The organism is Streptomyces sp. CA189, assembly GCF_056428985.1.
Genome location: NZ_JBWJVM010000025.1, coordinates 37,987 through 63,913, shown reverse-complemented (window position 1 = coordinate 63,913; position 25,927 = coordinate 37,987). Strand labels below are relative to the sequence as shown.

The window sequence follows — 25,927 nt, the reverse complement described above, 5'->3', positions numbered from 1 at the left end:
CACCCGACCTGGCGATGAACGAACGAAAAGCGGTGGAACATGGGCCTCGGCGTGCGCTGGACCCTGCACGGAGACGGGCGGACCCCCGCCCCCGGCGCGGTGGTGCGGCCGGACGAGCGGCTGTCGTGGCCGCGGACCGCCGGGCTGGGCGCCCAGCACGTCGTGGCGATGTTCGGGGCGAGCTTCGTGGCTCCGGTCCTCATGGGGCTGGACCCGAACCTCGCCATCATGATGTCCGGTGTCGCCACCGTGATCTTCCTGCTGGCGACCCGCGGCCGGGTCCCCTCGTACCTGGGCTGCTCGCTCTCCTTCGTCGGGGTCGCGGCCGCGATCCGGGCGGGCGGCGGGGGCAGCGCGGTCGTCACGGGCGCGGTCTTCGTGGTCGGCGCGGCGCTGTTCCTGGCGGGGCTGGCGGTCCAGCGGTTCGGGGCGCGGATCATCCACGCGGCGATGCCGCCGGTGGTGACGGGCGCGGTCGTGATGCTGATCGGCTTCAACCTGGCGCCCGTGACGGCGTCCACGTACTGGCCGCAGGACCAGTGGACGGCGCTGCTGACGATGCTGTTCACCGGGCTGGCCGTGGTCTGCCTGCGGGGCTTCTGGTCTCGGATCGCGATCTTCCTCGGCCTGATCTTCGGGTACGGCATCTCCTGGGTCTTCGACCTCGTCTTCGGCAAGATCCACTCGACGGTGGGCGGTCCCGAGGCCGTGGACCACTGGCGGCTCGACCTGTCGGCGGTCTCCAAGGCCGACTGGATCGGGCTGCCGACCTTCCACGCTCCGGCCTTCGAGTGGTCGGCGATCCTGATCGCGCTGCCGGTGGTCATCGCGCTGATCGCGGAGAACGCCGGGCACATCAAAGCCGTCGGCGAGATGACGGGCGACCCGCTCGACGACAAGCTCGGCACCGCCATCGCCGCCGACGGCGCCGCGTCGATGCTCTCCACCGCGGTGGGCGGCCCGCCGAACACCACGTACTCCGAGAACATCGGCGTGATGGCCGCCACCCGCGTCTACTCCACGGCGGCCTACTGGGCGGCGGCCGGCTTCGCGCTCCTCTTCGGCCTGTGCCCGAAGTTCGGCGCAGTCGTCGCCGCGATCCCCGGCGGGGTGCTGGGCGGGATCACCGTGATCCTGTACGGAATGATCGGCCTGCTCGGCGCGCAGATCTGGATCAACGGCCGGGTGGACCTGCGCAATCCGCTGAACCTGGTGCCGGCCGCTGCGGGCATCATCATCGGGGTCGGCGGGGTCAAGCTGAACATCACCGACAGCTTCGAGCTGGGCGGGATCGCGCTCGGCACGATCGTCGTGATCACCGGCTACCACGCCCTGCGGTACTTCGCGCCGGCGCACCTGAAGCAGCAGGAGCCCCTGCTGGACGCGGGCACGTCGGCGTACGACGAGAGCGCCGCCGGGGAGCCCGGGGACAAGCGGGGTTGACGGAGTTTCGCCCGAACCGGCGAAGCGTACGGCCAAGTTCCCCTGATCCCGGCCCGCGGCTGCGACGCTGCGTCCCATGGTCCCCATGGAAGCGGTGCTGGCGCGGATGCGCGCCCTGGACGAGCGGCTCCCCGAGCGGGACGGCGTCGCCGTCTTCAACCGGGTGTACCTCACGGTGACGCAGACCCTGCACGAGGGGATCGCGCACGGCGCGTTCCCCTCGCCCCGCCGGGCGGAATCGCTCAGCGTCCGCTTCGCCGAGCGCTACCTGACGGCGGTGGAGGCCGACCGGGCCCCGGCCTGCTGGCGGCCGCTCCTCCAGTACCGCCGCCATCCCGGGATCCGGCCGCTCCAGCACGCGCTGGCCGGGATCAACGCGCACATCGGCCACGACCTGGCACTGGCGGTGGTCGCCACCTGCCGCTCGCTCGACTGCGAACCGGCCGCGCTCGAAGCGGACTTCGACCGGGTCGGCGACACCCTGGTCTCCCTGGAGGAGCACATCCGGGAGGACCTGATGCCGGGCCCGGACCTGCTGGAGATCGCGGACCCGCTGACGCATCTGCTCGGGGCCTGGAGCCTGGAGCGGGCCCGGGCGGGGGCGTGGGCCTCGGCCCGCCTGTTGTGGTCGCTGCGCCGCTCCCCCGATCTCGCGGAGGAGTTCACCGAGTCCCTCGACGCGGGCGTCGGGCTGGTCGGCCGCTGCCTGCTGACGCCGACGGGGTGACGCCTCCGCTGCGCGGAGCCGTGCGTGCCGCCGCTGGCCGAAGCAAGGAGTCCCCTACCCGCCCTTCGACCGTTGCCGGGGGCCAGCCCGGGGTCTGGGGCGGAAGCCCCAGGGGGTCCGGGCGCAGCCCGGGGAACGGGCGAAGGGCGGGTCGGGGACTCGCCCCGCAGGGCCGCCCCAGCCGCACCCGCCCACCGACCCCCGCACCACGGCAGCGGTGGCGACACCCCCTACCCGGCACCGCCGGACGGAGTCCGGCGCAGCGCCGCGAAGCCCAGGAGGCCCGCCAGGGCCGAGTGGTGCGAGCGGCGCGTCAAAAAATCAGTCCTCCGGGAGTTCGACCGGGGCGATGTCGTCGTAGACGTCGCCGGGGCCGGGGTTGGTGGAGTCCGTGGAGCCGCCGAGGTGGTGCATGACGCCCCAGACGGCGTTGAGGGCCGTCTGGACCGCGCCCTCCGCCCAGCCCGCCGTCCAGGAGATGTCGTCGCCCGCGAGGAAGATGCCGCGCTTGTCCGCGGGGAGGCTGTCCTGCATGAAGTGGGTGAACAGGCGGCGCTGGTAGCGGTAGTGGCCCGGCAGGTTGGCCTTGAACGCGCCCATGAAGTAGGGCTCGTTCTCCCAGGACACGGTCACCGGGTTGCCGATGATGTGGCGGCGGATGTCGACCTTCGGGTAGATCTCGCCGAGGGACTTCAGCATGACCTCCATCCGCTCGTTCGCGGACAGCGGCAGCCACTTCAGGCTGTCGTCGCACCAGGTGTAGGACAGGCAGATGACGGCCGGCTTGTCGGGGCCGTTGTCCAGGAGGTAGGTGCCGCGGGTCATGCGGTCCGTGAGGGTCATCGACATGACGTCGCGGCCCGTTTCCTCATCCTTGTCCAGCCAGAAGGGGCGGTCGACCGGGATGAAGAGCTTGGAGCTCTCCATGTAGTGGGTGCGCTCGATCGCCGTCCAGTGGTCGATCGGGAAGAGCGTGTCGTCGCACGCGATCTTCGACAGGAGCATCCAGGACTGGGCCGTGAAGATCGCGGCGCGGTACGTGCGGATGTCCCCGGAGGCGTCCGTCACCGTGATGCGGTTGCCCGCCGTGCGGTGCAGGCGGGTGACCGCCGGGCGCGGGGTGCCCCCGTGGAGGGAGGAGAGGGAGGTGCCCTGGGCCCAGTGCACGATCTTCTCGGGCTCGCGGTCCCACATGCGCAGCGGGAGCTGCTGCGAGCCGCCCACGATGCCGCGGTGGTGGTCGTCGGCCTCGGTGTAGACGACGCGCAGGATCTCGAGGATCGAGTTCGGGAAGTCGGTGTCCCAGCCGCCCGTGCCGAAGCCGACCTGGCCGAAGATCTCGCGCTTGCGGAAGGACTTGAAGGCCTCGGACTTGCAGAGGAACCCGTAGAAAGTCTCGTCGTCGAGCTTCTCGACGAGCTTCGCCCAGATCTCGCGGATGCGCGGGACGTCCCGCTCGCGCATCGCGGTGTTCATGTCGGAGAAGTCGGCGCCCTCGTCCAGGCAGGCGTTCCACGCGGCGGACACGTCGCGGTAGACCTGCGGAAGGTCGGCGATGGTCTCGGCGTAGTGGGTCTCGCCCTTGAGGTCGACCACCGTGGAGGGGGTGGCCTCGGCGAGCGGGTTCGGGAAGGGCTCGGTGACCAGGCCGACGAGGTCGATGTAGTGCTGGAGGGCCGTGGAGGACGGCGGGAAGCGCATGGCGCCCATCTCCGCGGTCAGCTCCTCGGTGCCCGCTCCCTCGAAGCCCACCGTGCGCAGCCGGCCGCCGATCTGGTCGGCCTCGTAGACGACGGGCTTGAGGCCCATCTTCATCAGCTCGTACGCGGAGATGATGCCGGACAGTCCGCCGCCGATGACGGCGACCTCGGTGCCGTGCTCGGTCGCCGGTATCTGCCCCAGGCCCGCCGGGTGGGCGAGGAAGTCGTCGTACGCGTAGGGGAAGTCCGGGCCGAACATCGTGATCGGCTGCGAGCCGTCGCTGTGCGGGACGGCGGTGGTGGGCACCGTGGACGTCATGGGGTACGACTCCTAGCGGGGTGGGGCAGGGGGAAGGGCAAGCAGGGGGGTGGGCGACGGCGGTTCGCGGGACCGCGGTCAGACGAGCGAGGCGTACAGACCGGGGCGGCGGTCGCGCAGGTACGGGTTGGTCTCGCGCGAGACGCGCAGCAGCTCGGGGTCGGCCTCGCCGAACACCAGCTCCTCGCCGCGGCCCGCCCTGGTCCGGGTGATCCCGTCGGGGCTGGCCAGGCAGCTGAGGCCGACGAACTCGAACTCGCCTTCCGGGCCGGTGCGGTTGACGTACGCGATGTACATCTGGTTCTCGAAGGCCCGTACGGGGACGAGCTGTTCGGCGACGAATTGGAAGGGGTGCATCTGCGCGGTCGGCACCAGGAGGAGGTCGGTGCCGGCGAGCGCGTGCGCCCGGACGTTCTCGGGGAACTCGACGTCGTAGCAGATCATCAGGCCGATGCGCAGGCCGTTCAGCTCCGCCTGGACGACGGGGGCGTCGCCGGGGGTGAAGGCCGCCTGCTCGAAGCAGCCGAAGAGGTGGGTCTTGCGGTAGTTCGCGAGCCGTTCCCCGTCGGGGCCGATGAGCTGCGCCGCGTTGTAGACGGCGTCGCCGTCCCGCTCGGGGTAGCCGAAGAGCACGGCCAGCCCGTGGCGGCGGGCGATCTCGCCGATGGCGCGGGCGGACATGCCGTCGGCCGGTTCGGCGAGCCGGGCGATGTCCTCGATCTCCAGCGCGTAGCCGGTCAGGAACATCTCCGAGGTCACGAGGAGCCCGGCCCCCGCCTGTGCGGCGCGTGCCGCGGCCTCTTCGAGCGCCTTCAGGTTGTCGGCGGTGTCGCCGAGCCGTCCGGAACTCTGGAGGAGGGCGGTGCGCAGCGGGGGCATGGGCGTACCTCTGTGGCAGGAGGGGTGGGGGGTCCTTAGACGGTACGTTCGCGCGTTCGACCGGGACAAGCCGTGACCGTTGCGCGCCGCGCATCGATTCGTTGCGTATTGACGAGCGGGGGCGGCGATTCGTTGCGTGGAGTCCGCAGGAACGGTCCGAAAGGCCTTTTCGGGGGTTCTACGAGGCCGGGCGGAAGGCCGGGTGCACGCTCAGCCTGCGCAGGTCTTCCAGGATGTCGGGGGCGTGGTTGGAGACCACCCGGCCGCTCCAGCCGTCGCAGAGGGCCGGCACGGTGAGCGTGCCGTCGTGGTCGTGCCCGGTGGCCTCGTAGGCGCGGCGGAGCGCGTCGTGCCCCGCGGGGTCGGAGCCGGGCCGCAGGACGGTCAGGGCCACGGTGTCCCGGAGGCCCAGCTCGGCGAAGGCGGCGGTGACGCCGAGGCAGCGCGGACAGTCGTCGGCGGCGACGTAGAGGCGGTACCGGTGGGGTTCGGGCGAGAACCCGGTCCCGATCCGGCCCCGGAGGACTCGGCTCTGGGCAGGCGCCTGGACATGCGGCTGGACAGGGGTCTGGACATGGGTCTGGACATGGGTCTGGGGCATGGCTCTCCTCGGTCTGTGTGCGTACGTGCGTGCTCGGCGGGGCCTCAGGAGGCCGGTTGGGCCGTGGCACTGCAGACGCGGAGGAGATCTATGTGCAGCCGGCGGGTGAGCCAGGAGCGGCGCAGCGGGGTGGCGGCGGCGGACGGCGTGGTGAGCTGGTCCACCGGGTTCCCCTTCCGTCCTCGACCCCGATTACGCTGGCGTTCGCAGTCTCATGGCACCGCCAGGGGGCGTCAAGACCGCCCGCACGAGTGCTTGCGCGCTACGGAAGGAAGCTCCCGCCCATGTCCCGTGAGTCCCGGCCCGGCGCGGTCCTCGACAATCCCGTCTGGACCGCGCTCGACGGCCCGCACCGGGGGTTCGCCGAGACCGGCCCCGCCGGACTCGGCGCCCGTTACGCGGCCGCCGTGTCGCCCTTCGCCGCCCTCGCCGACCCCGAGGATCCGCGGGCCTGGGCCGATCTGGCCGAGCTCGTCGGCCCGGGTCGGGAGGTCTGGGTGACCGGGCTGCCGACCCCGCCCGCGGGCTGGGAGACCCTGATGTCGATACCGGGCGTGCAGCTGGACGGCCGGGCGGTACGGGGCAAGGAGGAACCGGAGGCGGTCCTGCTGGGGCCCGCCGACGTGCCCGAGATGCTGGAGCTGGTCGAGCTGACCCGGCCCGGCCCGTTCGGGGAGCGCACGGTCGAGCTGGGCACGTACCTCGGGATCCGCCGCGGCGGCCGGCTCGTGGCGATGTCGGGCGAGCGGATGCGGCCGCCGGGCTGGTCGGAGATCAGCGCGGTGTGCACGCACCCCGACCACCGGGGCGAAGGGCTCGCCGGGCGGCTGGTCCGCGCGGTCGTGGCCGCCGTACAGGAGCGCGGGGACACCCCGTTCCTGCACGCCGCGGCACAGAACACCTCGGCCGTGGGCCTGTACCTCTCGATGGGGTTCGCCCTGCGCCGCGAGCCGGTTTTCATCGGGCTTCGCACGCCCGACACGAAGCATTAACACGGATTGACATTCCATCCGTTGTGGCCCGGTCCCCGCTGATCTAGCGTCAGAAGGACGACCGGAGCACGAGGTGAAGGGGGCCCGGCATGACCGTACGAACTGCCGGTGACGCCCTCACCCCGCGCCGCGCCGTCCGGCTGCACTCCCGCGCGCACATCGACCTCCTGCGCGTCGCCGGTTCCCTCTGTCGTTCCTGATCAGCGTTCCGCGATCCGCGATCCGATCCGTCCTTCGCCGCGCCGCCCCGATCAGGAGGCCCTTCCGTCATGCCCGTGCGCCCTTCTCCCTCCGCTGTCCCCACGCCTGCCCCTGCCCCCGCCCCCTCCCCCGCGCTCCACCTCGCCGTGGCCCTCGACGGAGCGGGCTGGCACCCCGCCGCCTGGCGCGAGCCGGGGGCGGACGCCGACCGGCTGTTCACCGCCGGCTACTGGGCCGCGCTCGTCGCCGAGGCCGAGGCCGGGCTGCTGGACTTCGTCACCTTCGAGGACTCGCTGAGCCTGCAGTCCACCGATCCGGCCGGACCCGACGGCCGCACCGACCTGGTGCGGGGCCGGCTGGACGCCGTACTGGTCGCCGCCCGGGTGGCGCCGCTGAGCCGGCACATCGGGCTGGTGCCGAGCGTGGTGGCCACCCACACCGAGCCCTTCCACGTCTCCAAGGCGCTCGCCACCCTGGACTACGTGAGCCGCGGGCGCGCCGGGCTGCGCATCCAGATCTCCGAACGGCCCGACGAGGTGCGCCACTTCGGGCGCCGGACGGCGCCCCTGGACCCGGCCGAGCTGTACGGAGAGGCGGCCGACCACGTGGAGGTGGTGCGGCGGCTGTGGGACAGCTGGGAGGACGACGCCGAGATCCGCGACGCGGCCACCGGACGGTTCGTCGACCGCGCCAAGCTGCACTACATCGACTTCGAGGGCCCCCGCTTCAGCGTGAAGGGCCCCTCCATCACCCCGCGGCCGCCCCAGGGCCTGCCCCCGGTCAGCGCACTGGCCTCCGACGCCGCCGTATACCCCTTCCTCGCGCGCTCGGCCGACATCGGCTACGTGACCGCGCGGGATGCCGGCGAGGTCCGCGCCGCCGTCGCGGCGCTCCCCGCCGCCCCGCACCTGTTCGGCGAGCTGACGGTGTTCCTCGACGCGAAGCCGGCGACGGCGGAGCGCCGGCTCCAGCGGCTGGACGCCGCGCACGGAGCCGCGTACACGAGTGGCGCCCGCGTCTTCGCGGGGACTCCGGCGGACCTCGCGGACCTGCTGCTGGAGTGGCGGGAGGCCGGACTGACCGGCTTCCGGCTGCGGCCGGGGGTGCTCGCCCACGACCTGCCGGCGATCACCCGCGGCCTGGTCCCGGAGCTCCAGCGGCGCGGGGCGTTCCGGCGGGCCTACGAGGCCTCCTCGCTCCGCGGCCTGCTCGGGCTGGCGCGCCCGGCGAGCCGGTACGCCGCCACCTCCGCGGCCCCGGCCGCAACCGCTTCCCCCGCCGCCTGATCCGCCCGGAAGGACCGACAGCAGCCATGAGCAAGCAGCTCAAGCAGATCCATCTCGCGGCGCACTTCCCCGGCGTCAACAGCACCACCGTGTGGAGCGACCCGGCCGCCGGGAGCCAGATCGACTTCGATTCCTTCGTCCATTTCGCGCGGACCGCCGAGCGCGCGAAGTTCGACTTCCTCTTCCTCGCCGAGGGCCTGCGCCTGCGCGAACAGGGCGGTGAGATCTACGATCTGGACGTGGTGGGCCGCCCCGACACCTTCACGGTACTGGCGGCGCTCGCCGCCGTCACCGAGCACCTCGGGCTGACCGGCACCATCAACTCCACCTTCAACGAACCGTACGAGGTGGCCCGCCAGTTCGCCTCCCTCGACCATCTGTCGGGCGGCCGCGCCGCCTGGAACGTCGTCACCTCCTGGGACGCCTTCACCGGAGAGAACTTCCGGCGCGGCGGGTTCCTGCCGCGCGAGGAACGCTACGAGCGGGCAAGGGAGTTCCTGGACACCGCCCACGAGCTGTTCGACGCGTGGGACGGCGGGGAGATCCTCGCCGACCCGGTCTCCGGGGAGTTCCTGCGGGACGCGGGCCCCGGAGCCTTCGCCCACCGGGGGAAGCAGTTCGACATCTCCGGGCACTTCAACGTGCCGCGCAGCCCGCAGGGGCGGCCGGTCGTCTTCCAGGCGGGCGATTCGGACGAGGGACGGGAGTTCGCGGCGGCCGCCGCGGACGCCGTCTTCGGGCGGTACGGCACGCTGGAGGAGGGCCGCGCCTTCTCCGCGGACGTCAAGGGCCGCCTCGGCCGGTACGGGCGCACCCCCGACGAGCTGAAGATCCTGCCGGCGGCGACCTTCGTGCTCGGCGACACCGACGCCGAGGCGCGGGAGCTGGCCCGCGAGGTGCGGCTCCAGCAGGTCAGCGGGGCGACCGCGATCAAGCGCCTGGAGCACGTGTGGAACCGGGACCTGTCGGGCTACGACCCGGACGGACCGCTGCCGGACGTCGATCCGGTACCCGGGGAGAACACCATCGCGCTGGGCCGGGCGAGCGTGCGCACGCACCGGGATCCGCTGGCCGTGGCCCGTGAGTGGCGGGAGCGGGCCGCCGCCGGGGGCCTGTCGATCCGGGAGCTGGTGATCGAGACGACCGAGCGGCAGTCCTTCGTCGGCTCGCCCCTCACCGTCGCCCAGAGCATCGACGCCCTGGTCCAGGCGGACGCCGCCGACGGCTTCATCCTGGTCCCGCACCTGACCCCCGGCGGGCTCGACGCCTTCGCGGACACCGTCGTCCCGCTGCTCCAGGAGCGCGGGGTGTTCCGCCGCGAGTACGGCGGCCCGACGCTGCGCGACCACCTCGGGCCGGCGGCGCCGCGCACGCTCGCCCGTGCCCGCGGCTGACATCCGCAGGACAGCATCCGAAGCCCGTCACCGAAGAAGGGGAACACCATGCGCGGTATCCCGCTCGGGGTCCTCGACCTCGTCCCGGTCGTCTCCGGCGCCACTGCCGCCGAAGCACTCCGCAACAGCGTCGACCTGGCCCGGCAGGCCGAGCGGTTCGGCTACGCCCGCTACTGGTTCGCCGAGCACCACCTGAATCCGGGCGTCGCCGGGACCTCGCCCGCCGTGGTGCTGGCACTGACCGCCTCGGCCACCTCCACGATCCGGATCGGCTCGGGGGCGGTCCAGCTCGGGCACCGCACGGCGTTGTCCACGGTCGAGGAGTTCGGCCTGCTGGACGCGGTGCACCCGGGGCGGATCGACCTGGGGCTGGGACGTTCGGCGGGCGGCCCGCCGGCGCGCCGTGCCGGGGCCGAGCCGCCGGTGGCGTACACCACGGCGAACGGGCTGCGCATACCGAAGCCCTTCTCCTTCGCCCACCTGCGCGATCACCCGCGGATCGCGCTCCAGCAGCGGCTGCTGCAGCTGCCGGGGGCCACGCCGCAGGAGTACTCCGAGCAAGTGGGCGACGTACTGGCCCTGTTGCGCGGGGAGTACCGCTCGGCGGACGGGGCGGAGGCGCACGCCGTGCCCGGGGAGGGCGCCGAGGTCCAGGTGTGGGTGCTGGGCAGCAGCGCGGGGGTGAGCGCGGAGACGGCCGGCGCGAACGGGCTGCGGTTCGCGGCGAACTACCACGTCAGCCCGGCGAGCGTGCTGGAAGCCGCCGAGGCCTACCGGACGGCCTTCAAGCCCTCGGCCGGTCCGGGCGGGCTGGACCGGCCGCACCTGACCGTGTCCGCCGATGTCGTGGTGGCCCCGGACGACGCCGAGGCCCGGGAGCTGGCCACCGGGTACGCGCCGTGGGTACACAGCATCCGGTCCGGCGAGGGGGCGATCCCCTTCCCGTCTCCGGAGGAGGCCCGTGCGCTGACCCGGGGCTGGTCGGCGGCGGACCACGAGCTGGTCGCGGACCGGGTGGAGACGCAGTTCGCCGGTTCGCCGGCCACCGTCGCCGACCAGCTGGAGCGGCTGCGGGACGCGACCGGCGCGGACGAGCTGCTGATCACCACGATCACGCACGCCCACGCCGACCGGGTGCGCTCGTACCGGCTGCTGGCCGGGGAGTGGGCCCGGCGGGGGTGAGGCCCCGGCTTTCGCCCCGGGCCGGGGAAGAGGATGGTGGGAGGTGAGTCCACCACCGCCTGCCCTCCAGGGAGGTACATCATGCGCAAGGTTCTGGACTGCAGGGAGTACCCGAGCGAACTGAACTGCACCCTCACCATCGCGGGTGAGGAGGAGGAACTCCTGCGGGCCTCCGTGCAGCACGCCGTCGACGTGCACAGCCACACGGACACCCCGGAGTTCCGCGAGCAGCTGCGGAGCCTGATGAAGGACGACGTCCCGCAGCACGCCTGAGGCCGCACACCGCATGCTCCGCCTCGTGCGCCCGGCGTGACGACAGGCCCTACGCCGGTGCGCCCGAGGTGAAGCGGCGCAGCAGCGGGGAGAGGACGAGGACGGACTTGGTGCGCTCCACGAAGGGCTCGCCCGCGATCCGCTCCAGGACCCGCTCGAAGTGCCGCATGTCGGAGGCGAAGACCTGTACGAGGGCGTCCGCGTCACCGGTGACGGTGGACGCGGACACGACCTCGGGGTAGCGCTCCAGCCCCCGCCGGATGTCGTCCGGTGAGGTGTTGTGGCGGCAGTACATCTCGATGAAGCCCTCGGTCTCCCAGCCCATCGAGGCGGGGTCCACGCGGACGGTGAAGCCGGTGATGGCTCCCTCGGCGCGCAGCCGGTCGACGCGCCGCTTCACGGCGGGGGCGGAGAGTCCGACCTCGGAGCCGATGTCCGCGAAGGAGCGGCGGGCGTCCTTGGCCAGGGCGTGCACGATGCGTTCGTCGAGATCGTTCAGTCGCACTGCGCGTGGATCACTTCTCTGCTGTGGCCGACTGTGCAGCGGTCGGCTGGGCGGCGGCCAGACGGGAGCGGCGGATGCCGTACAGGAAGTAGATCACGAGCCCGACGGCCATCCAGCCACCGAAGACCAACCAGGTGACCCCCGGCAGCTTCGTCATCAGGTAGCCGCAGAACAGGAAGCCCAGGATCGGGGTGACCGGGAAGAGCATGACCCGGAAGGTGCGGTTCATCTCCGGGCGGGTGTAGCGCAGGATCACGACGGCGATGTTGACCAGGCCGAAGGCGAAGAGCGTGCCGATGCTGGTGGCGTTCGCCAGCTCGCCCAGCGGGATGAAGGCGGCCAGGATTCCGCAGAAGAGGCAGACGATGATCGTGTTGACGCGGGGGGTGCCGGTCTTCGGGTCGACCTTGGCGAAGGCCTTGGGCATCAGGCCGTCGCGGGACATCGCGAAGAGGATGCGGGTCTGGCCGTAGAGGACGGCGAAGACGACGCTGGCGATGGCGACGATCGCGCCGGCGGCCAGGACGACGCTCCAGAAGGCGTGCCCGGTGACGTTCTCCATGATCTTGGCCAGGGCGGCCTCGCTGCCCTCGAACTCCTGCCACGGCATGGCGCCGACGGCGACCAGGGCGACGAGGCAGTACAGGGCGGTGACGATGGCCAGCGAGAGCATGATCGCGCGCGGCAGGTCCTTCTTCGGGTCCTTGGCCTCCTCACCGGCGGTGGAGGCGGCGTCGAAGCCGATGTAGGAGAAGAAGAGCATGGAGGCGGCGGTGCTGATGGCGGTGATGCCGAGCGGGGCCAGCGGGGTGTAGTTGCCGGCCTTGATGCCCATGAAGCCGATGACGCAGAACATGACCAGAGTCACGATCTTGATGGCGACCATGATCGAGTTGATCCGGGCGCTCTCCTTGGCCCCGCGGAGCAGGAAGACCATGCAGAGCATCACGACGACCAGCGCGGGCATGTTGATGTAGCCGCCCTCGCCGAGCGGGGCGGAGAAGCCCTCCGGGATGGTGAGGCCGATGGTGCCGTCGAGGAACTCGTTGAGGTACTGGCCCCAGCCGACGGCGACGGCCGCGACCGAGACTCCGTACTCCAGGACCAGGCACCAGCCGCAGACCCAGGCGACGAGCTCGCCCATGGTGGCGTAGGCGTAGGAGTACGAGGAGCCGGAGACCGGTATGGATCCGGCCAGCTCGGCGTAGGAGAGCGCGGAGAACAGCGCGGTCAGACCCGCCACGATGAACGCGATGAAGACGGCGGGACCGGCGATCGGGGTGGCCTCGCCGAGGACGACGAAGATGCCGGTGCCGAGCGTCGCGCCGATGCTGATCATGGTCAGCTGCCACATGGTGAGCGACCGCCTCAGCGCGCCGCCCTCACCCTGGCCGCCCTCGGCGACCAGCTGCTCCACCGGCTTGCGGCGCAGGAGCGGGTGGGCGGGCTTGCGCGGCGCCTCGGGGGCGGGGGCGAGCGGTGGCGCCTGGCCGTGGTCGAGCACGAGGGGACTCCTTTGTCACTGCGGGTGGGGTTTCAGGCGTCGACCGCAGCGGTCCGGAGCAGGAGCAGGCCGAGAAGGCCTGGGCATGGGGGACCGCCGAGCAGGCGGTCCACGCCACTCCACGTACAGCGAGTGAGCCTACGAGCTGAGTGATACCGCCCGTAATGCACCATCCTTGCACATTGGCGACTGATCGTTGCGCGGATCTGTCCTGGATGGTCCTTTGTTGCGCGGGGATGATCGATCAGTGCGCAGCCGATCCCGACCCGCGTTCTTGACACTTCGTCAGATCTGCCGCAGCGTGCCGCCATGGACCTGGACGTGCTCTACGAGATCGACGTGCCGCGGCCCTGGCGGGGAGCCCACCCGCACGGCCAGCGGGCCGCTGAGCAGCGCGCTTACCGGGAGGCGGTGGAACAGATCCGGCTCGCCGACCGGATGGGATTCCGTACCGTCTGGGCGGTCGAACACCACTTCCGCGAGGGCCGCTCGCACTGCCCGGCCCCCGAGGTGCTCCTCGGACACCTGGCCGGGCTGACCGAGCGGATCCGGCTGGGCTTCGGCGTCACCCTGACCCCCTTCGCCTTCACCCCGCCGCAGCGCATCGCGGAGAAGGTCGCCACCGTCGACGTGCTCTCCGGCGGCCGGGTGGAGTGGGGCACCGGGCGGTCCACGCCCATGGAACAGGCGGCCTTCGGGGTGGACCGGGAGAAGTCCCGCGACGACTGGCGCGAGGCCATAGAAATCGTGACCGGAATGTGGCGTGAGGAGTACTTCGCCTACGAATCTCCGCGCTTCAGCTTCCCGCGCCGCATGGTCACCCCCAAGCCGGTGCAGGATCCGCACCCGCCCGCCTGGATGGCGGCCACCTCCCCCGGCTCCGCGGAGGTCGCGGGCGCGCACGGCCTCGGGCTGCTCTCCTTCTCGATCATGCAGCCGCTGGAGGCGATGGCCGCCCAGGTGGCCGCCTACCGGGCGGCGGCCGCCGCCCCGCGCCCCCTCACCGACGTCACCACGGACCGGGTCGCCGCCTACACCCTGGTCCACGCGACGGCGCCGCGCACCGACCCGGGCCCCCGGGTCTGGGACTCGGTCGCCTGGTGGTACTCCAACCTCGCGCAGTTCACCCTGGACTGGGAGCTGCCGCACCTGAGCCCCGAGGAGCGGAAGCGGACCTTCCCGCTGCTCACGCCGATCCTCGAAGGGAACGTACCCGTACGGGAGTTCAGCGACGGGGACATGATCCTCATCGGGGACGCGGAGACCATCGTCGCCAAAGCCAAGCGGTACGCGGACCTCGGCGTCGACCAGCTCATCTGCTACGTGCAGTGGGGATACCTGGAGCACCGGGAGATCCTGCGGACCCTGGAGATCCTGGGCAAGGAAGTCATCCCGGAGCTGGCCCGCTACACACCGCGGAAGGCCTCCGCGTGAGCGACGGCCCCGACACCTCCCCCGTCCCCGACTACGCCGCCCTGCACCGCCTCGACGGCCGCGCCCTCGTGCTGCTCGGCGCGGGCAACGGCATCGGCCGCCAGACCGCGCACGCGCTGGCCGCGGGCGGCGCCCGCGTGCTGTGCGTGGACGTGGACGAGGAGCGGGCCCGGGCGGTCGCGGCGGAGACCGGCGGCGTGCCGTACGCCGCCGACGTCACCCGGCGCGAGGCCGTACGGGAGCTCTTCGCGGCGGCGCCGGAGCTGCTCGGCGGCCGCCCGGTCGGCGGGGTCGTCGACATCGTCGGCATGGCCCGGTACGCCGCGCTGCCCGAGCTGGACGACGCCGACTGGGACTGGCACTTCGACCTGGTGCTGCGGCACGCCTGGCTGGCCGTGCAGTACGGCGGCCGGGCCGTCGCCGCGGCCGGCGGCGGGCCGCTGGTCTTCGTCGCCTCCGTCTCCGGGCTCACCGCGGCCCCGCTGCACGCCGCGTACGGGGCCGCGAAGGCCGGCCTGATGTCCTTGGTGCGCTCGGCGGCGGTAGAACTGGGCCCGCGCGGGGTACGGGTCAACGCGGTGGCACCGGGGGTGGTGTGGACCCCGCGGGTCGCCGCCCTGCTGGGTCCGGAGGGGCGCCGGCTCAACGCGGAGAACGCCCCGCTGGGCCGGGTCGCGGAGACCCGGGACATCGCGGCCGCGCTGTACTTCCTGGCTTCGCCGCAGTCCTCGTACATGACGGGCCAGACGCTGGTCGTGGACGGCGGCGTCGGCGTGAAGTTCCCGTACCCGACGGTCGGAGGCGCACGTTGAGCACGCGAGAAGTCGGGCCGGACGCGGGCGCGGGTGTAGGTGTAGGTACAGGTGCGGTCGCGGACACGGGCTTGGACACAGACTTGGACACGGACTTGAGCGTGGGCTTGGACTTGGACTTGGAGTTGGGCTCGGAGTTGGGCTCGGACTTGGGCTCGGACTTGGGCTCGGACACGCCCGCGGGCCCGCACGCGGTCGCGGCGGACGGCGGACCGTGGCTCGACCCCGCGCCCTTCCTCCGCGGCGTCGCCTGGCTCGACGGCGGCCGCCCCGTGCGGGCCGACCCCACCGACACCATGCGGCTTCCCTGGGACACCGGCGAGCGGGCCACGCTGCCCATCGGGGTGCGCCTGGAGTTCACCGCGCCCGGCACCCGGGCGGTGGAGATCCACTACCGGGCGACCGTGCCCGGCCCCACCGACGCGCTGCGCGACCTCGCGCACGGGTTCGCCCTGTGGGACCGCCACGGGGTGGTGAGCGAGCTGTACACCGAGCCGGCCGCCGAGGCCGTCGTACGCCTCGAACTTCCGGGCAGCTCCGGCCCGTTCACCATCCACCCGCCCGAGACCCAGTCCCCGCTGATCCTCGGCCTGCGCGGGATCGGCGGCCCGGTCGCCCCCGCGCCGACCACCACCCGCTGGGTGGTGCACGGCGACTCCATCACCGAGGGCTGGTGGTCCACCCGGCCCGCGCACGGCTGGCCGTCGGTGGCCGGGCGGGCGCTCGGCTGGGACACCGTCAACCTCGGCTACGCGGGGGCCGCGCGCGGGGAGCTGGCCTGCGCCGAGCAGATCGCCGTACTCCCCGCCGACGCCCTCACCCTCGCCTTCGGCACCAACTGCTGGTCGCGCGTGCCCTTTTCGGCCCCACTGCTGTACGAAACCACCCGCGCGTTCCTCGAACTGGTCCGCCAGGGCCACCCGCGGACCCCGCTGCTCCTCCTCTCCCCCGTGCTGCGCCCCGACGCGGAGCGCACCCCGAACAAGCTGGGCGCCACCCTGGGCGCCCTGCGCGACGCGATGGAACGCGCCACCCGGGAGCGGATCGCCGCCGGGGACGAACGGCTGGTGCTGCTGCCGGGTCGGGAGTTGCTCGGCCCCGAGCACCTGGCGGACGGCCTGCACCCCAACGACGCCGGACACCGCACGCTCGGCCTCGCTGTGGCCACGGCCATGAAGCGGGCCGGGTTCGACGCGGGGTGAGTGAAACAGCCCACATCGGAGGAATTGAACAGATCGGCTCCGACGAGGCGTGTCCTGCACACAGTTGCCGCCGCTCCACTCCGCTCAAACGGATGGACGCGGCGGCGCAGGGAGGGACACACACGTGGGAGAGATCAAGATGGGCATCAAGCGCGGAACCACCCTGGCGGCCGTGGCGGTCGTCGTCGCACTCACCGCGACCGCGTGCGGCGGGAGCGACTCGGCGGGCGACGCCGCCAAGCCGGCCGGAGCGGTCGCCCCCTCCCAGGCCCCCTCCTCGGGCGAAGGCTACGGCTCGGGCTCCGACGCCGCCGCCGCGGGCGGCGCCGCCAAGCCGGCCGGCCAACTGGCCATCGCACAGGACGAGAAGCTCGGCTCCGTCCTCGCCGACAGCGCGGGCTTCACCCTCTACCGCTTCGACAAGGACACCGCGAAGCCGTCGAAGTCCACCTGCGACGGGGACTGCGCGAAGGTCTGGCCGGTGGTCGCGGCCGGCGACGCCACCGCCGCGGCGGGCATGGACCCGGCGCTGCTGGGCGAGGTGGTCCGTACCGACGGCAGCAAGCAGCTCACGGTGGCGGGCTGGCCCGTGTACCGGTACAGCAAGGACACCAAGGCGGGCGAGACCAACGGGCAGGGTGTCGGCGGCACCTGGTTCGCGGCGGCCCCCGACGGCAAGAAGGCGGCGAAGGCGGCCGCCGCGCCCAGCGGCGCGGGCCAGACCTCCGGTGCGCTGACCGTGGCCAAGGACCCGAAGCTGGGCGACCACATCGTCGACGGCAACGGGATGACGGTCTACCGCTTCAAGCCGGACACCGCGTGGCCCATGGTCTCCAAGTGCGAGGGCGACTGCGTGGCCAAGTGGCCGGTCGTGCCACCGGTGGACCAGGCCAACGCCAAGGGGATCATCGAGAAGAACTACCTGGTGCTCGACCGCCCCGACGGCAAGAAGCAGCAGACGGTGAACTGCTGGCCCGTCTACACCTTCACCGGTGACAAGAAGGCCGGCGACATCAACGGGCAGGGCGTCGGCGGCACCTGGTACGCGGTCGCCCCCGACGGGAAGCTGATCACCGTCCAGTAGACCGGGCCGGCCGACCGGTCCCCCCGTGGACCGGTCCCGTAGCCCGACCCCGTGCACCGACCCCGTGGACCAACCGACCGCGCGGCCCCCGCTCCCCTCCCCGAGGGCGGGGGCCGCGCACCGTTTCGCCCCGGCCGGGCGGAACCTAGACTCCGCACCATGCTGCGCGTACTGGCCGTCGACGACGAGAAGCCCCTGCTCGAAGAGCTCCTCTACCTGTTGCGCTCCGACCCCCGGGTGCTCAGCGCCGAGGGCGCCTCGGACGCCACGGAGGCGCTGCGCCGGATCACCCGGGCGCTGGAGAGCGGCCCGGACGGGGCCGACGTCATCGACGTGGTCTTCCTCGACATCCACATGGCGGGGCTGACCGGGCTGGACGTCGCCCGGCTGCTGGCCGGGTTCGCGCGGCCGCCGCTGATCGTGTTCGTCACCGCGCACGAGGGGTTCGCCGTACAGGCCTTCGACCTCAAGGCCGTGGACTACGTGCTCAAGCCCGTACGGCCGGAGCGGCTGGCCGAGGCCGTGCGGCGGGCCTGCGCCCAGTCGGGGCGGTCGGGTGAGCAACCCGCGGCGGCCGCGCCCGCCGTACTGGCGGCCCGCGCGGCCGTCCCCGAGACCCCCGGGGCCGCCGTCCCCGCCCCCGCCGTCCCCGCCGTCGCCGCGTCCTCCGCCCCCCGCGGCGCGGACCGCGCACCCGACCAGATCGCCGTCGAACTGGGTGGCGTCACCCGCTTCGTGGCGATCGCCGACATCGCGTACGTGGAGGCCCAGGGCGACTACGCCCGGCTGCACACCGACGAGGGCAGCCACCTGGTACGGATTCCGCTGTCCACGCTGGAGGAGCGATGGGCGGCACGCGGCTTCGTCCGCATTCACCGCCGCCACCTGGTCGCACTGGCCCGCATCGACGAACTGCGCCTGGATGCGGGCACCACCACGGTCCGCGTCGGCGCGGCCGAACTCCAGGTGAGCCGCAGGCACACACGGGAACTGAGGGACCTGCTGATGCGCCAGGCAATGGGCTGAACCGCGCCGGGGTCCGGGGCGCCGGCCCGGGGCCCGGACGAAGCGGCCCCGGCGGGGCGCGCCGACCGTCCGGCGCGGCGACGCACCGTTCACCGCGCCCGGAGGGGTGTACGGCGATCGGCCCGGGCCGTCGGCCGCAGCGGTGGCCGGGCCGCCCGGCCGGGCGGGCCCCCGCGGGTATCGTGGATCTTCGGCCCCGGGAGGAAGCAGATGTCCGAAATCCAGGCGCTGCTCGACGCGCTGACCGGACTGCCCCGCACCCGGCCGGCCGGTCCCGCCGAGGCCGAGGTGCTGCTGGCCCGCCTGCGGAGCGCGGCCGCGCGCTGGGCCGACGTCCTGTACGAGGCCCACGAGGGCGTGGACGGACACCTGCCGCCCCGGGCCGCGGCGGCGCTGACGCTGGCCTTCCGGCGCGCCGAGGAATCGTACGTGGAGCTGGAGATCGCCCTGCGGGACTGCGCGGAGCACCGCGATCCCGCCCGCTGAGCCATATCCGGCCTGACCTGCGAGAGGGCCTGTTGCCCGGTCCGGGGGCGTGCGTAGACTCCCGGAACCCCGACACCCGCGCAGGGCCGCGCCCGCGCCCCAGCCGAAGGACCCGCCGGTGAACCAGACGTACGCGCTGACCGCGGTCGCCGTCGTCGTCCTGGTCACGGTGCTGGTCGGCGCGCTGGGCCTGCGGATATCCCGGACCACCTCGGACTTCTACGTGGCCTCGCGCACGGTCGGCCCGCGCCTCAACGCGGCGGCCATCGGCGGCGAGTACCTCTCGGCGGCCTCGTTCCTCGGCGTGGCCGGGCTGGTGCTGCTCCAGGGGCCGCAGATGCTCTGGTACCCGGTGGGCTACACCGCCGGGTACCTGGTGCTGCTGGTGCTGGTCGCGGCCCCGCTGCGGCGCTCGGGCGCGTACACGCTGCCCGACTTCGCCGAGGCCCGGCTCGAATCGCAGGCGGTGCGCCGGATCGCGGTGCTGTTCGTGCTCGGCGTCGGCTGGCTGTACCTGCTGCCGCAGCTCCAGGGCGCGGGGCTGACCCTGGAAATCCTGACCGGGGCCCCGCACTGGGTGGGCGGGGTGGTCGTCGCCTGCGTGGTGACGGCGGCGGTGGCGGCCGGCGGGATGCGGTCCATCACCTTCGTGCAGGCCTTCCAGTACTGGCTGAAGCTCACCGCCCTGCTGGTCCCCGCGTTCTTCCTGCTGGCGGCCTGGGCGGGGGACGGCGCTCCGCGCGCCTCCTTCGACGCCCCGGCGGTGTTCCGCGAGCACACCGCCGTCACGCTGGCCGAGGACGTACGGCTCTCCCTGGACGCGCCGCTGACGGTGACGGTCACCGGGCAGGCGGACGGGCACGCGTACGCGGGGCAGCCCGTGACCCTCGGGGCCGGGCAGCATTCCGTACGGGCGCACGCGCGGCTGGAGTTCTCCCCGCACTCCGCGGTGCCGCAGAGCCGGGCGGAGGCCGCATCCGGCGTGTCGAGCTGGTCGGAGCCGCTGTCCGGGGACCGGCCGGAGCTGCGGCTGTACGCCACGTACGGGCTGATCCTGGCCACCTTCCTCGGGACCATGGGGCTGCCGCACGTGGCGGTGCGCTTCTACACGAGCCCGAACGGCCGGGCGGCGCGGCGCACCACGCTGGTGGTGCTCGGCCTGGTCGGCGCCTTCTACCTGCTGCCGCCGGTGTACGGAACGCTGGGCCGGATCTACACCCCGGAGCTGGCCCTGACCGGGGAGGCGGACGCGGTGGTGCTGGTGCTGCCGGCCCGGGTGGTGGGCGGGCTCGCCGGGGAGCTGCTGGGGGCGCTGCTGGCGGGGGGCGCGTTCGCGGCGTTCCTGTCCACGGCTTCGGGGCTGACGATGGCGGTGGCGGGGGTGCTGCACCAGGACGTGCTGCCTTCGCGCGGGGTGCGCAGTTTCCGGGTCGCGGTGCTGGTGGCGATCCTGGTGCCGCTGGCGGGGAGCGCGGCGGTGACCGAGGTGCCGGTGGCGGACGCGGTGGGGCTGGCCTTCGCGGTGTCGGCGTCCTCGTTCTGTCCGCTGCTGGTGCTGGGGATCTGGTGGCGCGGGCTGACGCCGCCGGGGGCGGTGGCGGGGCTGGTGACAGGGGGCGGGGCGGCGCTCGGCGCGGTGCTGGCGACGCGGGCCGGGCTGGCTCCGGCGGGATGGGCGAACACGCTGCTGGCGTGGCCTGCGGTGTGGTCGGTCCCGCTGGGCTTCCTGACGATGGTGGTGGTGTCGCTGGGTACGCGCGGGCGCATCCCGCCGGGCACGGCGGCGACGCTGGCGCGGCTCCACCTGCCGGAGGACGTGTCGGAGCCGGCCCCGGCGGGTGGCGGGGGCACGGTCGCCTCCGCCACACCCACCGGAAAGGGCGATGCTCTTTGAACCCTCCCCGAGCTGAAGCAAGGGGATGCCTGACTCACGCTGCCTGCGGGTCAGCGACCCAACCGGTCTTCCACGATCGACGCCAGCCGGGTTGGAACCAGCCCGGTTTGGTACGGCAAAAAATTGCGATGCTTGCGCTGTCTTGGTTCTCGATCAGCACACCGTGCGCGCTTGGTTCTCGCAGCGCACGAAACGGAGCATACCCAATCATGCGGGCTGAGGTCCCCCACTGGGGCGAAGTGGCGCTTCTCGCCCTGGTGACCAGAGCACCCAAGGGCGGCAACCTATGACCGGAGCACTACTCTCCATGCTGGGCGTGGCCGGCGGGATGTTTCTGCTCGGGCTCGGCTGGATCGGCGGTCGCCGGCAGGCCCGGCGGGGCGAGCGCGCCCTCGGCCTCGACCTCGGCACCCCCGTCGAACGGGCCACCTTCCACACCCTGCACACCGCTTCCCTCGCCGCTCCCCCGCTGCGCGCCGGCCTCACCGAGGACGCCGCCCGCAAGGCCGCCCGGCGCCTGCGCTCCCTCCTCGGCACCGAGGCCCTGTGCCTGACGGACCGCCGACACGTCCTCGCCTGGGACGGCCCGGGCGCCGACCACCACGAGCGCCGGGCGATGGCACGGGTCGCGGTGATGCTGGACTCGGGGCGCAGTCAGAGCGTGCGCACCGAGTGCGAGCGGCCCGACTGCCCCCTCAAGTGGGCCGTGGTGGCCCCGCTGACCGGCGAGGACGGGATGCTGGGCGCGCTGGTGGCCTACGGGTCGCGGGAGTCGGCGGTGCTGGTGCGGGCCGCCACCGAGGTCGCGCGCTGGGTCTCCGTACAGCTGGAGCTGTCCGAGCTGGACCGTTCGCGGACCCGGCTGATGGAAGCCGAGATCAAGGCGCTGCGCGCGCAGATCTCCCCGCACTTCATCTTCAACTCCCTCGCCGCGATCGCCTCGTTCGTGCGCACGGACCCGGAGCGGGCACGGGACCTGCTGCTGGAGTTCGCGGACTTCACCCGGTACTCCTTCCGGCGGCACGGGGAGTTCACCACACTGGCCGAGGAGTTGCGGTCCATCGAGCAGTACCTGGCGCTGGCCGGCGCCCGGTTCGGAGAGCGGCTCAAGCTGACCTTGCAGGTGGCGCCGGAAGTGCTGCCGGTGGCGCTGCCGTTCCTCTGCCTGCAGCCGCTGGTGGAGAACGCGGTGAAGCACGGACTGGAGGACTCCACCGAGGAGTGCCGGATCACCATCGCGGCCCGGGACGCGGGCGCGGAGGCGCTGATCACCATCGAGGACAACGGCGTCGGGATGGATCCCGCCCTGCTGCGCCGGATCCTGGCCGGGGACCACGCCGGGTCCTCCTCGGGCATCGGACTGCCCAATGTGGACGAGCGGCTGCGCCAGGTCTACGGGGACGGGCACGGGCTCGTCATCGAAACAGGCGTGGGCGCCGGCATGAAGATTACGGTTCGGATTCCCAAATACCGTGCTGGAGTGCACAGTTCGGCCCCACCTGGCCGAATCCCCCGGCGCTGACGGGCCCGTGAGCTGCCATCCTGGAGGAGGCGCGAACGACCGGAGGGATCGCCGACGTGCGGGTCGGGCGAGAACAGCACCGCGACGAGTGCCGTGACGCGTTGCGGACGTGGGTACGAGCGGGCGCGGAGGGCGGCGGAGCCTGCCTGATCGTGGAAGGGGAGCCGGGCGCGGGCCGTACGGCCTTCCTGCGCGAGGCGCTGGCCGAGGCGGCCGCACTCGGCTGCCGGGTGCGGTACGGGGCCGCCGAGGCGCTGGGCACCGGGCTCCCGCTGCGCGCGGCGCTGGACTGCCTGCACCCGGCCGGCCCGGGGCGGGCGCGGGCACTGGCCCTGCTGCGGGAGGCCGCCCGGTCGGCCGAGCCCGGCGGGGCGCTGCTGGCGGCCGTGGACCTGCTGGCCGCCGACGTGGAGGAGTGGTGCGCGCGCCGGCCGCTGCTCCTGGCCCTGGACGACCTCCAGTGGGCGGATCCGGCCTCCCTGCTGCTGTGGCGCCACCTCGCGCGGGCTGCGCAGCGGCTGCCCCTGCTGCTGCTGACGGCCCGGCGGCGGCTGCCCCGGCGGGCGGAGGTGGAAGAGCTGTGCGCCTCCCTGGGCGGCGGGCCGGGCGGGCGGACGCTGCGGCTGGAGCCGCTGACGGGGGCGGAGTCGGCCGCACTGGTCCGGGAGGTGCTGGGCGTGCCGCCCGGCCCCCGGCTGCGGGAGGCCGCCGGGCACGCGGGCGGCAATCCCCGGCTGCTGCGGGAGCTGCTCGCGCACTGGTCCGGAGTCATCGAAGTCCGCGAGGGCTCCGCCGAACTGACCCTCCCCGTCCGAGACTTGCCACCGCCCCCGGAGGCGGCGACCCGCGAGCTGAGCCGGCTCCCCCCGGCGGCCCTGGCCACGCTCCGGCACGCCGCCCTGCTCGGACCGGCCTTCACGGCGCGCGAGCTGGCCCTCGTACGGTCGCTCCCCGTCCGGGACCTGCTCGCGGACCTGGAGGCCCCGCTCCTGGCCGGGGTGCTGGAACCGGGCCCCCTGCCCACCGGGCTCCCGGCCGGTCCGCCCGGGTACCACCCCACCGACGGCGACGCCCTGCGGTTCCGGCAGCCGGCCGTGCGGCTCGCCCTGTACGCGGGGCTGCCGCAGGCCGCCCGTACGGTCCTCCACCAGGACGCCGCCCGGGCCTTCGCCGAGGCCGGGCTCGATCCCGCCCGGACCGCGGGGCAGCTGCTGGCCGGCGGGGCGCTGGACCCGTGGGCGGTGCGGTGGACGGCGGAGTCGGCGCGGGCCCTGACCGCGGTGGCACCCGAGACGGCGGCCGCGCTGCTGCGCCGGGCCGTGGACCAGTGCGCGGACCGGGACGGCGGACGGACCACGGGGCACCGCGCGGGACACGACGCGGGGCGCGAAGCGGGACACCGCGCCGGGCACCCTGCGGGGCACGGCCCGGAACGGTACGCGGAGCAGCCCCCCGACCGGACCGGGAGCCCGTACCGGGAGGCCCTGGAGGACGGGCTCGCCGATGCCGCGCTGATGCTGCGGCGGCCCGAGTCCATGGAGCTGCTCCGTACGCTGCGGGAGCGGGCGCGGGATCCCGGGCGGCGGGCCGCCCTCGCCTTCAAGCTGGTGTCGGCGCTGATGATCCAGGGGGACATGGCCCGGTCCCTGGAGGTCACCGAGGAGGCCTTGGCCGCGGCGGTGCCGGCCGGGGAGACCCCCTGCGCGGCACTGCGGTTGCGCCTGGAGGCGTGCCGGGTCCTGGCGCTGGCCGATCTGCACCGGCCGGAGGAGGCGTACGCGCTGGCCGGTCCGCTGGTCGATCGGGCGCGGCTGCTCGGCGATCCGCTCTGCGGCGCGGAGGCCGAACACGCCATGTCCTTCGCACTGTTCCACCTCAACCGGGGCCGGGAGTCCCTGCACCACGTGGCGGCCGGGATCGCGCACGCCCGCCGCAGCCCGGACGCCAACGACATGCGGCTGCTGCTGCTCGCCAACCAGGCCGAGGGCCATCTGCGGTTCGACGAGCCGCACGCCGCCGCGGCGGCGCTGCGCGAGGCCCGGCAGCTGGCGGCCCGCACCGGTTCGACCGGCCGGCTCGTGGTCACCGAAGCCCTGCTGGCCGATCTCCGCTACCGGCTCGGCGACTGGGACGCGGCACTGGCCGGCCTCGCCCGGGCGGAGGGCATGCCCGTGTCGGACGGCTGGCTGCCGGTGCTGACCTGCGGGCTGCGCTCCCTGATCCTGGGCCACCGGGGCGAACAGGACGCCGCCCGGGCGGAGTTGGCCAAGCTAGGCCCGGACGCGTGCGAGCCGCCCGCGGCCCGCCGGCACACCGCGTACGTCCTGCTGGCCCGCGCCCTGCTGGCGGAGCGCGACGGGCGTCCCCGCGGGGCGCTGGAGGCGTTGCTGCCCGCGCTGGAGGACGGTGTGGACGAGGCGGTGGCCTTCGACCGTCCCTGGGCGCTGTCGGAGGCCGTCCGGCTCGCGCTGGAGGTGCGGGACACCGGTGCGGCCCGGTCGGCGGTGGCCGCCTGCGCCCGCACGGCGGCGGCCCTGCCGGAGCAGCCGGGGCCGGCGCTGGCGCTGCTGCGCTGCCGCGGACTGTTCGCGCAGGACCCGGAGCTGCTGGCGGAGACGGCCGCGCTGGCGCGGGGCGGGCTGGTGGCGGGCCAGACCCTGGAGGACCTGGCGGTGGCCCGAGCCTGGCACGGGGACCTGCCGGGCGCGCGTTCGGCGCTGACCGGCGCGGTGGCCTCGTACGAGCTCCTCGGCGCCCGGTGGGACATCGCCCGGGCCGACGCCCGGCTGCGGAGCCTGGGTGTGCGCCGGGGCAGCCGGGCGGCGCGGCGGCGGCCGGCGCGGGGGTGGGAGGCGCTGACTCCGGCGGAGCTGAAGGTGGCGCTGCTCGTCGCGCGGGGCCGGACGAACCCCGAGATCGCCTCGGCGCTGTTCCTGTCCCGCCGGACCGTGCAGACGCACGTCTCGCACATCCTGGCGAAGCTGGAGGTCTGCTCACGCGCGGAGGTGGCCGTCATCGTAGCCGGGCAGGAGCGCGCGCAGGGCCCGCAGGGCGTAGTACGTATGGGACTTGACCGTGCCTGCGGGCACCCCGAGCGCCTTGGCGACCTTGCAGACGCTGGCTCCGCGGAATTGAAGCTCTCTCCCGACTGAAGCCGGGAGATTCCCCCCTAGGTCGCCCTGGTGGGTTTGACAGGTCATGCCTGTCCGGCGACGACCCTCCCGGCCGCCGGAGCAAGTACGAGACTCGCTCAAGTCATACTGCACCTCAGCGACTTCAGCTTGGCTATCGCTGAGGTCACCAATGACTATAGCGAACTCCAGCCTTCCACGCCTTCGCTTCAAGGATGGCCTTCACCTCCACCGTAACCGGCGGAGCACTGGTCAAGGTCAAAGGTAGAGCGCTTTGCCGTGTTCCCTCTCCAGCCGGGCGAGGGCGTACGCGTCGGTGCGGCGGCGGGT

Annotated in this window: 21 protein-coding genes and 2 pseudogenes; 17 read left to right on the top strand and 6 right to left on the bottom strand. The window is 73.4% G+C overall.

Annotated elements, in window-relative coordinates; translation table 11 throughout:
* Window positions 1–39: 39 nt before the first annotated feature.
* Entirely contained in the window at window positions 40–1,443 is a 1,404-nt protein-coding gene (locus AC061S_RS20235) for a uracil-xanthine permease family protein (protein ID WP_478687361.1), read from the top strand.
* A gap of 76 nt (window positions 1,444–1,519) precedes the next feature.
* Window positions 1,520–2,170, top strand: coding sequence for a DUF5995 family protein (locus AC061S_RS20230; RefSeq protein ID WP_478687360.1), 651 nt, complete (start codon window positions 1,520–1,522; stop codon window positions 2,168–2,170).
* Between the two features lie 321 nt (window positions 2,171–2,491).
* On the opposite strand, the gene AC061S_RS20225 is transcribed toward AC061S_RS20230, so the two are convergent.
* The 3 genes from AC061S_RS20225 to AC061S_RS20215 form a co-directional block, all read right to left on the bottom strand.
* On the bottom strand, window positions 2,492–4,189 hold the full coding sequence (locus tag AC061S_RS20225; RefSeq protein ID WP_478687359.1) for a flavin monoamine oxidase family protein: 1,698 nt from the start codon (window positions 4,187–4,189) through the stop codon (window positions 2,492–2,494).
* Window positions 4,190–4,267: 78 nt separating this feature from the next.
* Entirely contained in the window at window positions 4,268–5,068 is an 801-nt protein-coding gene (locus tag AC061S_RS20220; protein ID WP_478687358.1) for a carbon-nitrogen hydrolase family protein, read from the bottom strand.
* A gap of 178 nt (window positions 5,069–5,246) precedes the next feature.
* Window positions 5,247–5,669, bottom strand: coding sequence for a hypothetical protein (locus AC061S_RS20215; protein ID WP_478687357.1), 423 nt, complete (start codon window positions 5,667–5,669; stop codon window positions 5,247–5,249).
* A gap of 284 nt (window positions 5,670–5,953) precedes the next feature.
* Between AC061S_RS20215 and AC061S_RS20210 the strand changes: the two genes are divergently transcribed.
* The 6 genes from AC061S_RS20210 (at window position 5,954) to AC061S_RS20185 (ending at window position 10,997) form a co-directional block, all read left to right on the top strand.
* Entirely contained in the window at window positions 5,954–6,661 is a 708-nt protein-coding gene (locus tag AC061S_RS20210) for a GNAT family N-acetyltransferase (protein WP_478687356.1), read from the top strand.
* Between the two features lie 89 nt (window positions 6,662–6,750).
* Window positions 6,751–6,861 (top strand): putative leader peptide, encoded by a 111-nt coding sequence (locus tag AC061S_RS20205; protein WP_338056813.1) that lies wholly within the window; start codon window positions 6,751–6,753, stop codon window positions 6,859–6,861.
* A gap of 69 nt (window positions 6,862–6,930) precedes the next feature.
* Window positions 6,931–8,148 carry an LLM class flavin-dependent oxidoreductase gene (locus tag AC061S_RS20200; RefSeq protein WP_478687355.1) on the top strand — a complete coding sequence of 406 codons (1,218 nt, stop codon included), beginning with the start codon at window positions 6,931–6,933 and terminating at the stop codon, window positions 8,146–8,148.
* Window positions 8,149–8,174: 26 nt separating this feature from the next.
* On the top strand, window positions 8,175–9,542 hold the full coding sequence (locus tag AC061S_RS20195; RefSeq protein ID WP_478687354.1) for an NtaA/DmoA family FMN-dependent monooxygenase: 1,368 nt from the start codon (window positions 8,175–8,177) through the stop codon (window positions 9,540–9,542).
* Between the two features lie 48 nt (window positions 9,543–9,590).
* Entirely contained in the window at window positions 9,591–10,724 is a 1,134-nt protein-coding gene (locus AC061S_RS20190; RefSeq protein ID WP_478687353.1) for an LLM class flavin-dependent oxidoreductase, read from the top strand.
* An 81-nt stretch (window positions 10,725–10,805) separates the two neighbouring features.
* Complete coding sequence (locus AC061S_RS20185; protein ID WP_478687352.1) at window positions 10,806–10,997, top strand: DUF1059 domain-containing protein; 192 nt, start codon at window positions 10,806–10,808, stop codon at window positions 10,995–10,997.
* Between the two features lie 49 nt (window positions 10,998–11,046).
* Here AC061S_RS20185 and AC061S_RS20180 read toward each other — a convergent pair whose 3' ends face one another.
* Complete coding sequence (locus tag AC061S_RS20180) at window positions 11,047–11,502, bottom strand: Lrp/AsnC family transcriptional regulator (RefSeq protein ID WP_478687351.1); 456 nt, start codon at window positions 11,500–11,502, stop codon at window positions 11,047–11,049.
* A gap of 10 nt (window positions 11,503–11,512) precedes the next feature.
* Complete coding sequence (locus tag AC061S_RS20175; RefSeq protein WP_478687350.1) at window positions 11,513–13,006, bottom strand: amino acid permease; 1,494 nt, start codon at window positions 13,004–13,006, stop codon at window positions 11,513–11,515.
* Window positions 13,007–13,315: 309 nt separating this feature from the next.
* On the opposite strand from AC061S_RS20175, the gene AC061S_RS20170 reads away from it, so the two are divergent.
* The 9 genes and pseudogenes from AC061S_RS20170 to AC061S_RS20130 form a co-directional block, all read left to right on the top strand.
* Window positions 13,316–14,440, top strand: a complete 1,125-nt coding sequence (locus tag AC061S_RS20170) for an LLM class flavin-dependent oxidoreductase (RefSeq protein WP_478687349.1) — start codon at window positions 13,316–13,318, stop codon at window positions 14,438–14,440.
* Window positions 14,437–15,252, top strand: a complete 816-nt coding sequence (locus AC061S_RS20165) for an SDR family NAD(P)-dependent oxidoreductase (RefSeq protein WP_478687348.1) — start codon at window positions 14,437–14,439, stop codon at window positions 15,250–15,252. Before AC061S_RS20170 ends, AC061S_RS20165 begins: the two co-directional genes overlap by 4 nt.
* 161 nt (window positions 15,253–15,413) lie before the next feature.
* On the top strand, window positions 15,414–16,454 hold the full coding sequence (locus AC061S_RS20160; protein ID WP_478687390.1) for a GDSL-type esterase/lipase family protein: 1,041 nt from the start codon (window positions 15,414–15,416) through the stop codon (window positions 16,452–16,454).
* Window positions 16,455–16,593: 139 nt separating this feature from the next.
* Window positions 16,594–17,538: an SCO0930 family lipoprotein gene (locus tag AC061S_RS20155; protein ID WP_478687389.1), complete on the top strand. Its 945-nt coding sequence runs from the start codon at window positions 16,594–16,596 to the stop codon at window positions 17,536–17,538.
* 159 nt (window positions 17,539–17,697) lie between these two features.
* Window positions 17,698–18,564 carry a LytR/AlgR family response regulator transcription factor gene (locus AC061S_RS20150; protein ID WP_478687347.1) on the top strand — a complete coding sequence of 289 codons (867 nt, stop codon included), beginning with the start codon at window positions 17,698–17,700 and terminating at the stop codon, window positions 18,562–18,564.
* Window positions 18,565–18,774: 210 nt separating this feature from the next.
* On the top strand, window positions 18,775–19,050 hold the full coding sequence (locus AC061S_RS20145) for a hypothetical protein (RefSeq protein ID WP_478687346.1): 276 nt from the start codon (window positions 18,775–18,777) through the stop codon (window positions 19,048–19,050).
* A gap of 118 nt (window positions 19,051–19,168) precedes the next feature.
* Window positions 19,169–20,944: a sodium/solute symporter gene (locus tag AC061S_RS20140; RefSeq protein ID WP_478687345.1), complete on the top strand. Its 1,776-nt coding sequence runs from the start codon at window positions 19,169–19,171 to the stop codon at window positions 20,942–20,944.
* A 286-nt stretch (window positions 20,945–21,230) separates the two neighbouring features.
* Window positions 21,231–22,466, top strand: a complete 1,236-nt coding sequence (locus AC061S_RS20135; RefSeq protein ID WP_478687344.1) for a histidine kinase — start codon at window positions 21,231–21,233, stop codon at window positions 22,464–22,466.
* Between the two features lie 56 nt (window positions 22,467–22,522).
* A pseudogene (locus tag AC061S_RS20130) lies at window positions 22,523–25,471 on the top strand (ATP-binding protein); the annotation flags it as partial.
* Here AC061S_RS20130 and AC061S_RS20125 read toward each other — a convergent pair.
* Window positions 25,460–25,606, bottom strand: a pseudogene (locus AC061S_RS20125) (sigma factor-like helix-turn-helix DNA-binding protein); the annotation flags it as partial. The pseudogenes AC061S_RS20130 and AC061S_RS20125 overlap by 12 nt on opposite strands.
* Window positions 25,607–25,927 lie beyond the last annotated feature (321 nt).

Coding starts and splice junctions, on each gene's coding strand:
- AC061S_RS20235 (WP_478687361.1), top strand. CDS start 40: ATGGGCCTCGGCGTGCGCTGGACCCTGCACGGAGACGGGCGGACCCCC.
- AC061S_RS20230 (WP_478687360.1), top strand. CDS start 1,520: ATGGTCCCCATGGAAGCGGTGCTGGCGCGGATGCGCGCCCTGGACGAG.
- AC061S_RS20225 (WP_478687359.1), bottom strand. CDS start 4,189: ATGACGTCCACGGTGCCCACCACCGCCGTCCCGCACAGCGACGGCTCG.
- AC061S_RS20220 (WP_478687358.1), bottom strand. CDS start 5,068: ATGCCCCCGCTGCGCACCGCCCTCCTCCAGAGTTCCGGACGGCTCGGC.
- AC061S_RS20215 (WP_478687357.1), bottom strand. CDS start 5,669: ATGCCCCAGACCCATGTCCAGACCCATGTCCAGACCCCTGTCCAGCCG.
- AC061S_RS20210 (WP_478687356.1), top strand. CDS start 5,954: ATGTCCCGTGAGTCCCGGCCCGGCGCGGTCCTCGACAATCCCGTCTGG.
- AC061S_RS20205 (WP_338056813.1), top strand. CDS start 6,751: ATGACCGTACGAACTGCCGGTGACGCCCTCACCCCGCGCCGCGCCGTC.
- AC061S_RS20200 (WP_478687355.1), top strand. CDS start 6,931: ATGCCCGTGCGCCCTTCTCCCTCCGCTGTCCCCACGCCTGCCCCTGCC.
- AC061S_RS20195 (WP_478687354.1), top strand. CDS start 8,175: ATGAGCAAGCAGCTCAAGCAGATCCATCTCGCGGCGCACTTCCCCGGC.
- AC061S_RS20190 (WP_478687353.1), top strand. CDS start 9,591: ATGCGCGGTATCCCGCTCGGGGTCCTCGACCTCGTCCCGGTCGTCTCC.
- AC061S_RS20185 (WP_478687352.1), top strand. CDS start 10,806: ATGCGCAAGGTTCTGGACTGCAGGGAGTACCCGAGCGAACTGAACTGC.
- AC061S_RS20170 (WP_478687349.1), top strand. CDS start 13,316: ATGGACCTGGACGTGCTCTACGAGATCGACGTGCCGCGGCCCTGGCGG.
- AC061S_RS20155 (WP_478687389.1), top strand. CDS start 16,594: ATGGGCATCAAGCGCGGAACCACCCTGGCGGCCGTGGCGGTCGTCGTC.
- AC061S_RS20150 (WP_478687347.1), top strand. CDS start 17,698: ATGCTGCGCGTACTGGCCGTCGACGACGAGAAGCCCCTGCTCGAAGAG.
- AC061S_RS20145 (WP_478687346.1), top strand. CDS start 18,775: ATGTCCGAAATCCAGGCGCTGCTCGACGCGCTGACCGGACTGCCCCGC.
- AC061S_RS20135 (WP_478687344.1), top strand. CDS start 21,231: ATGACCGGAGCACTACTCTCCATGCTGGGCGTGGCCGGCGGGATGTTT.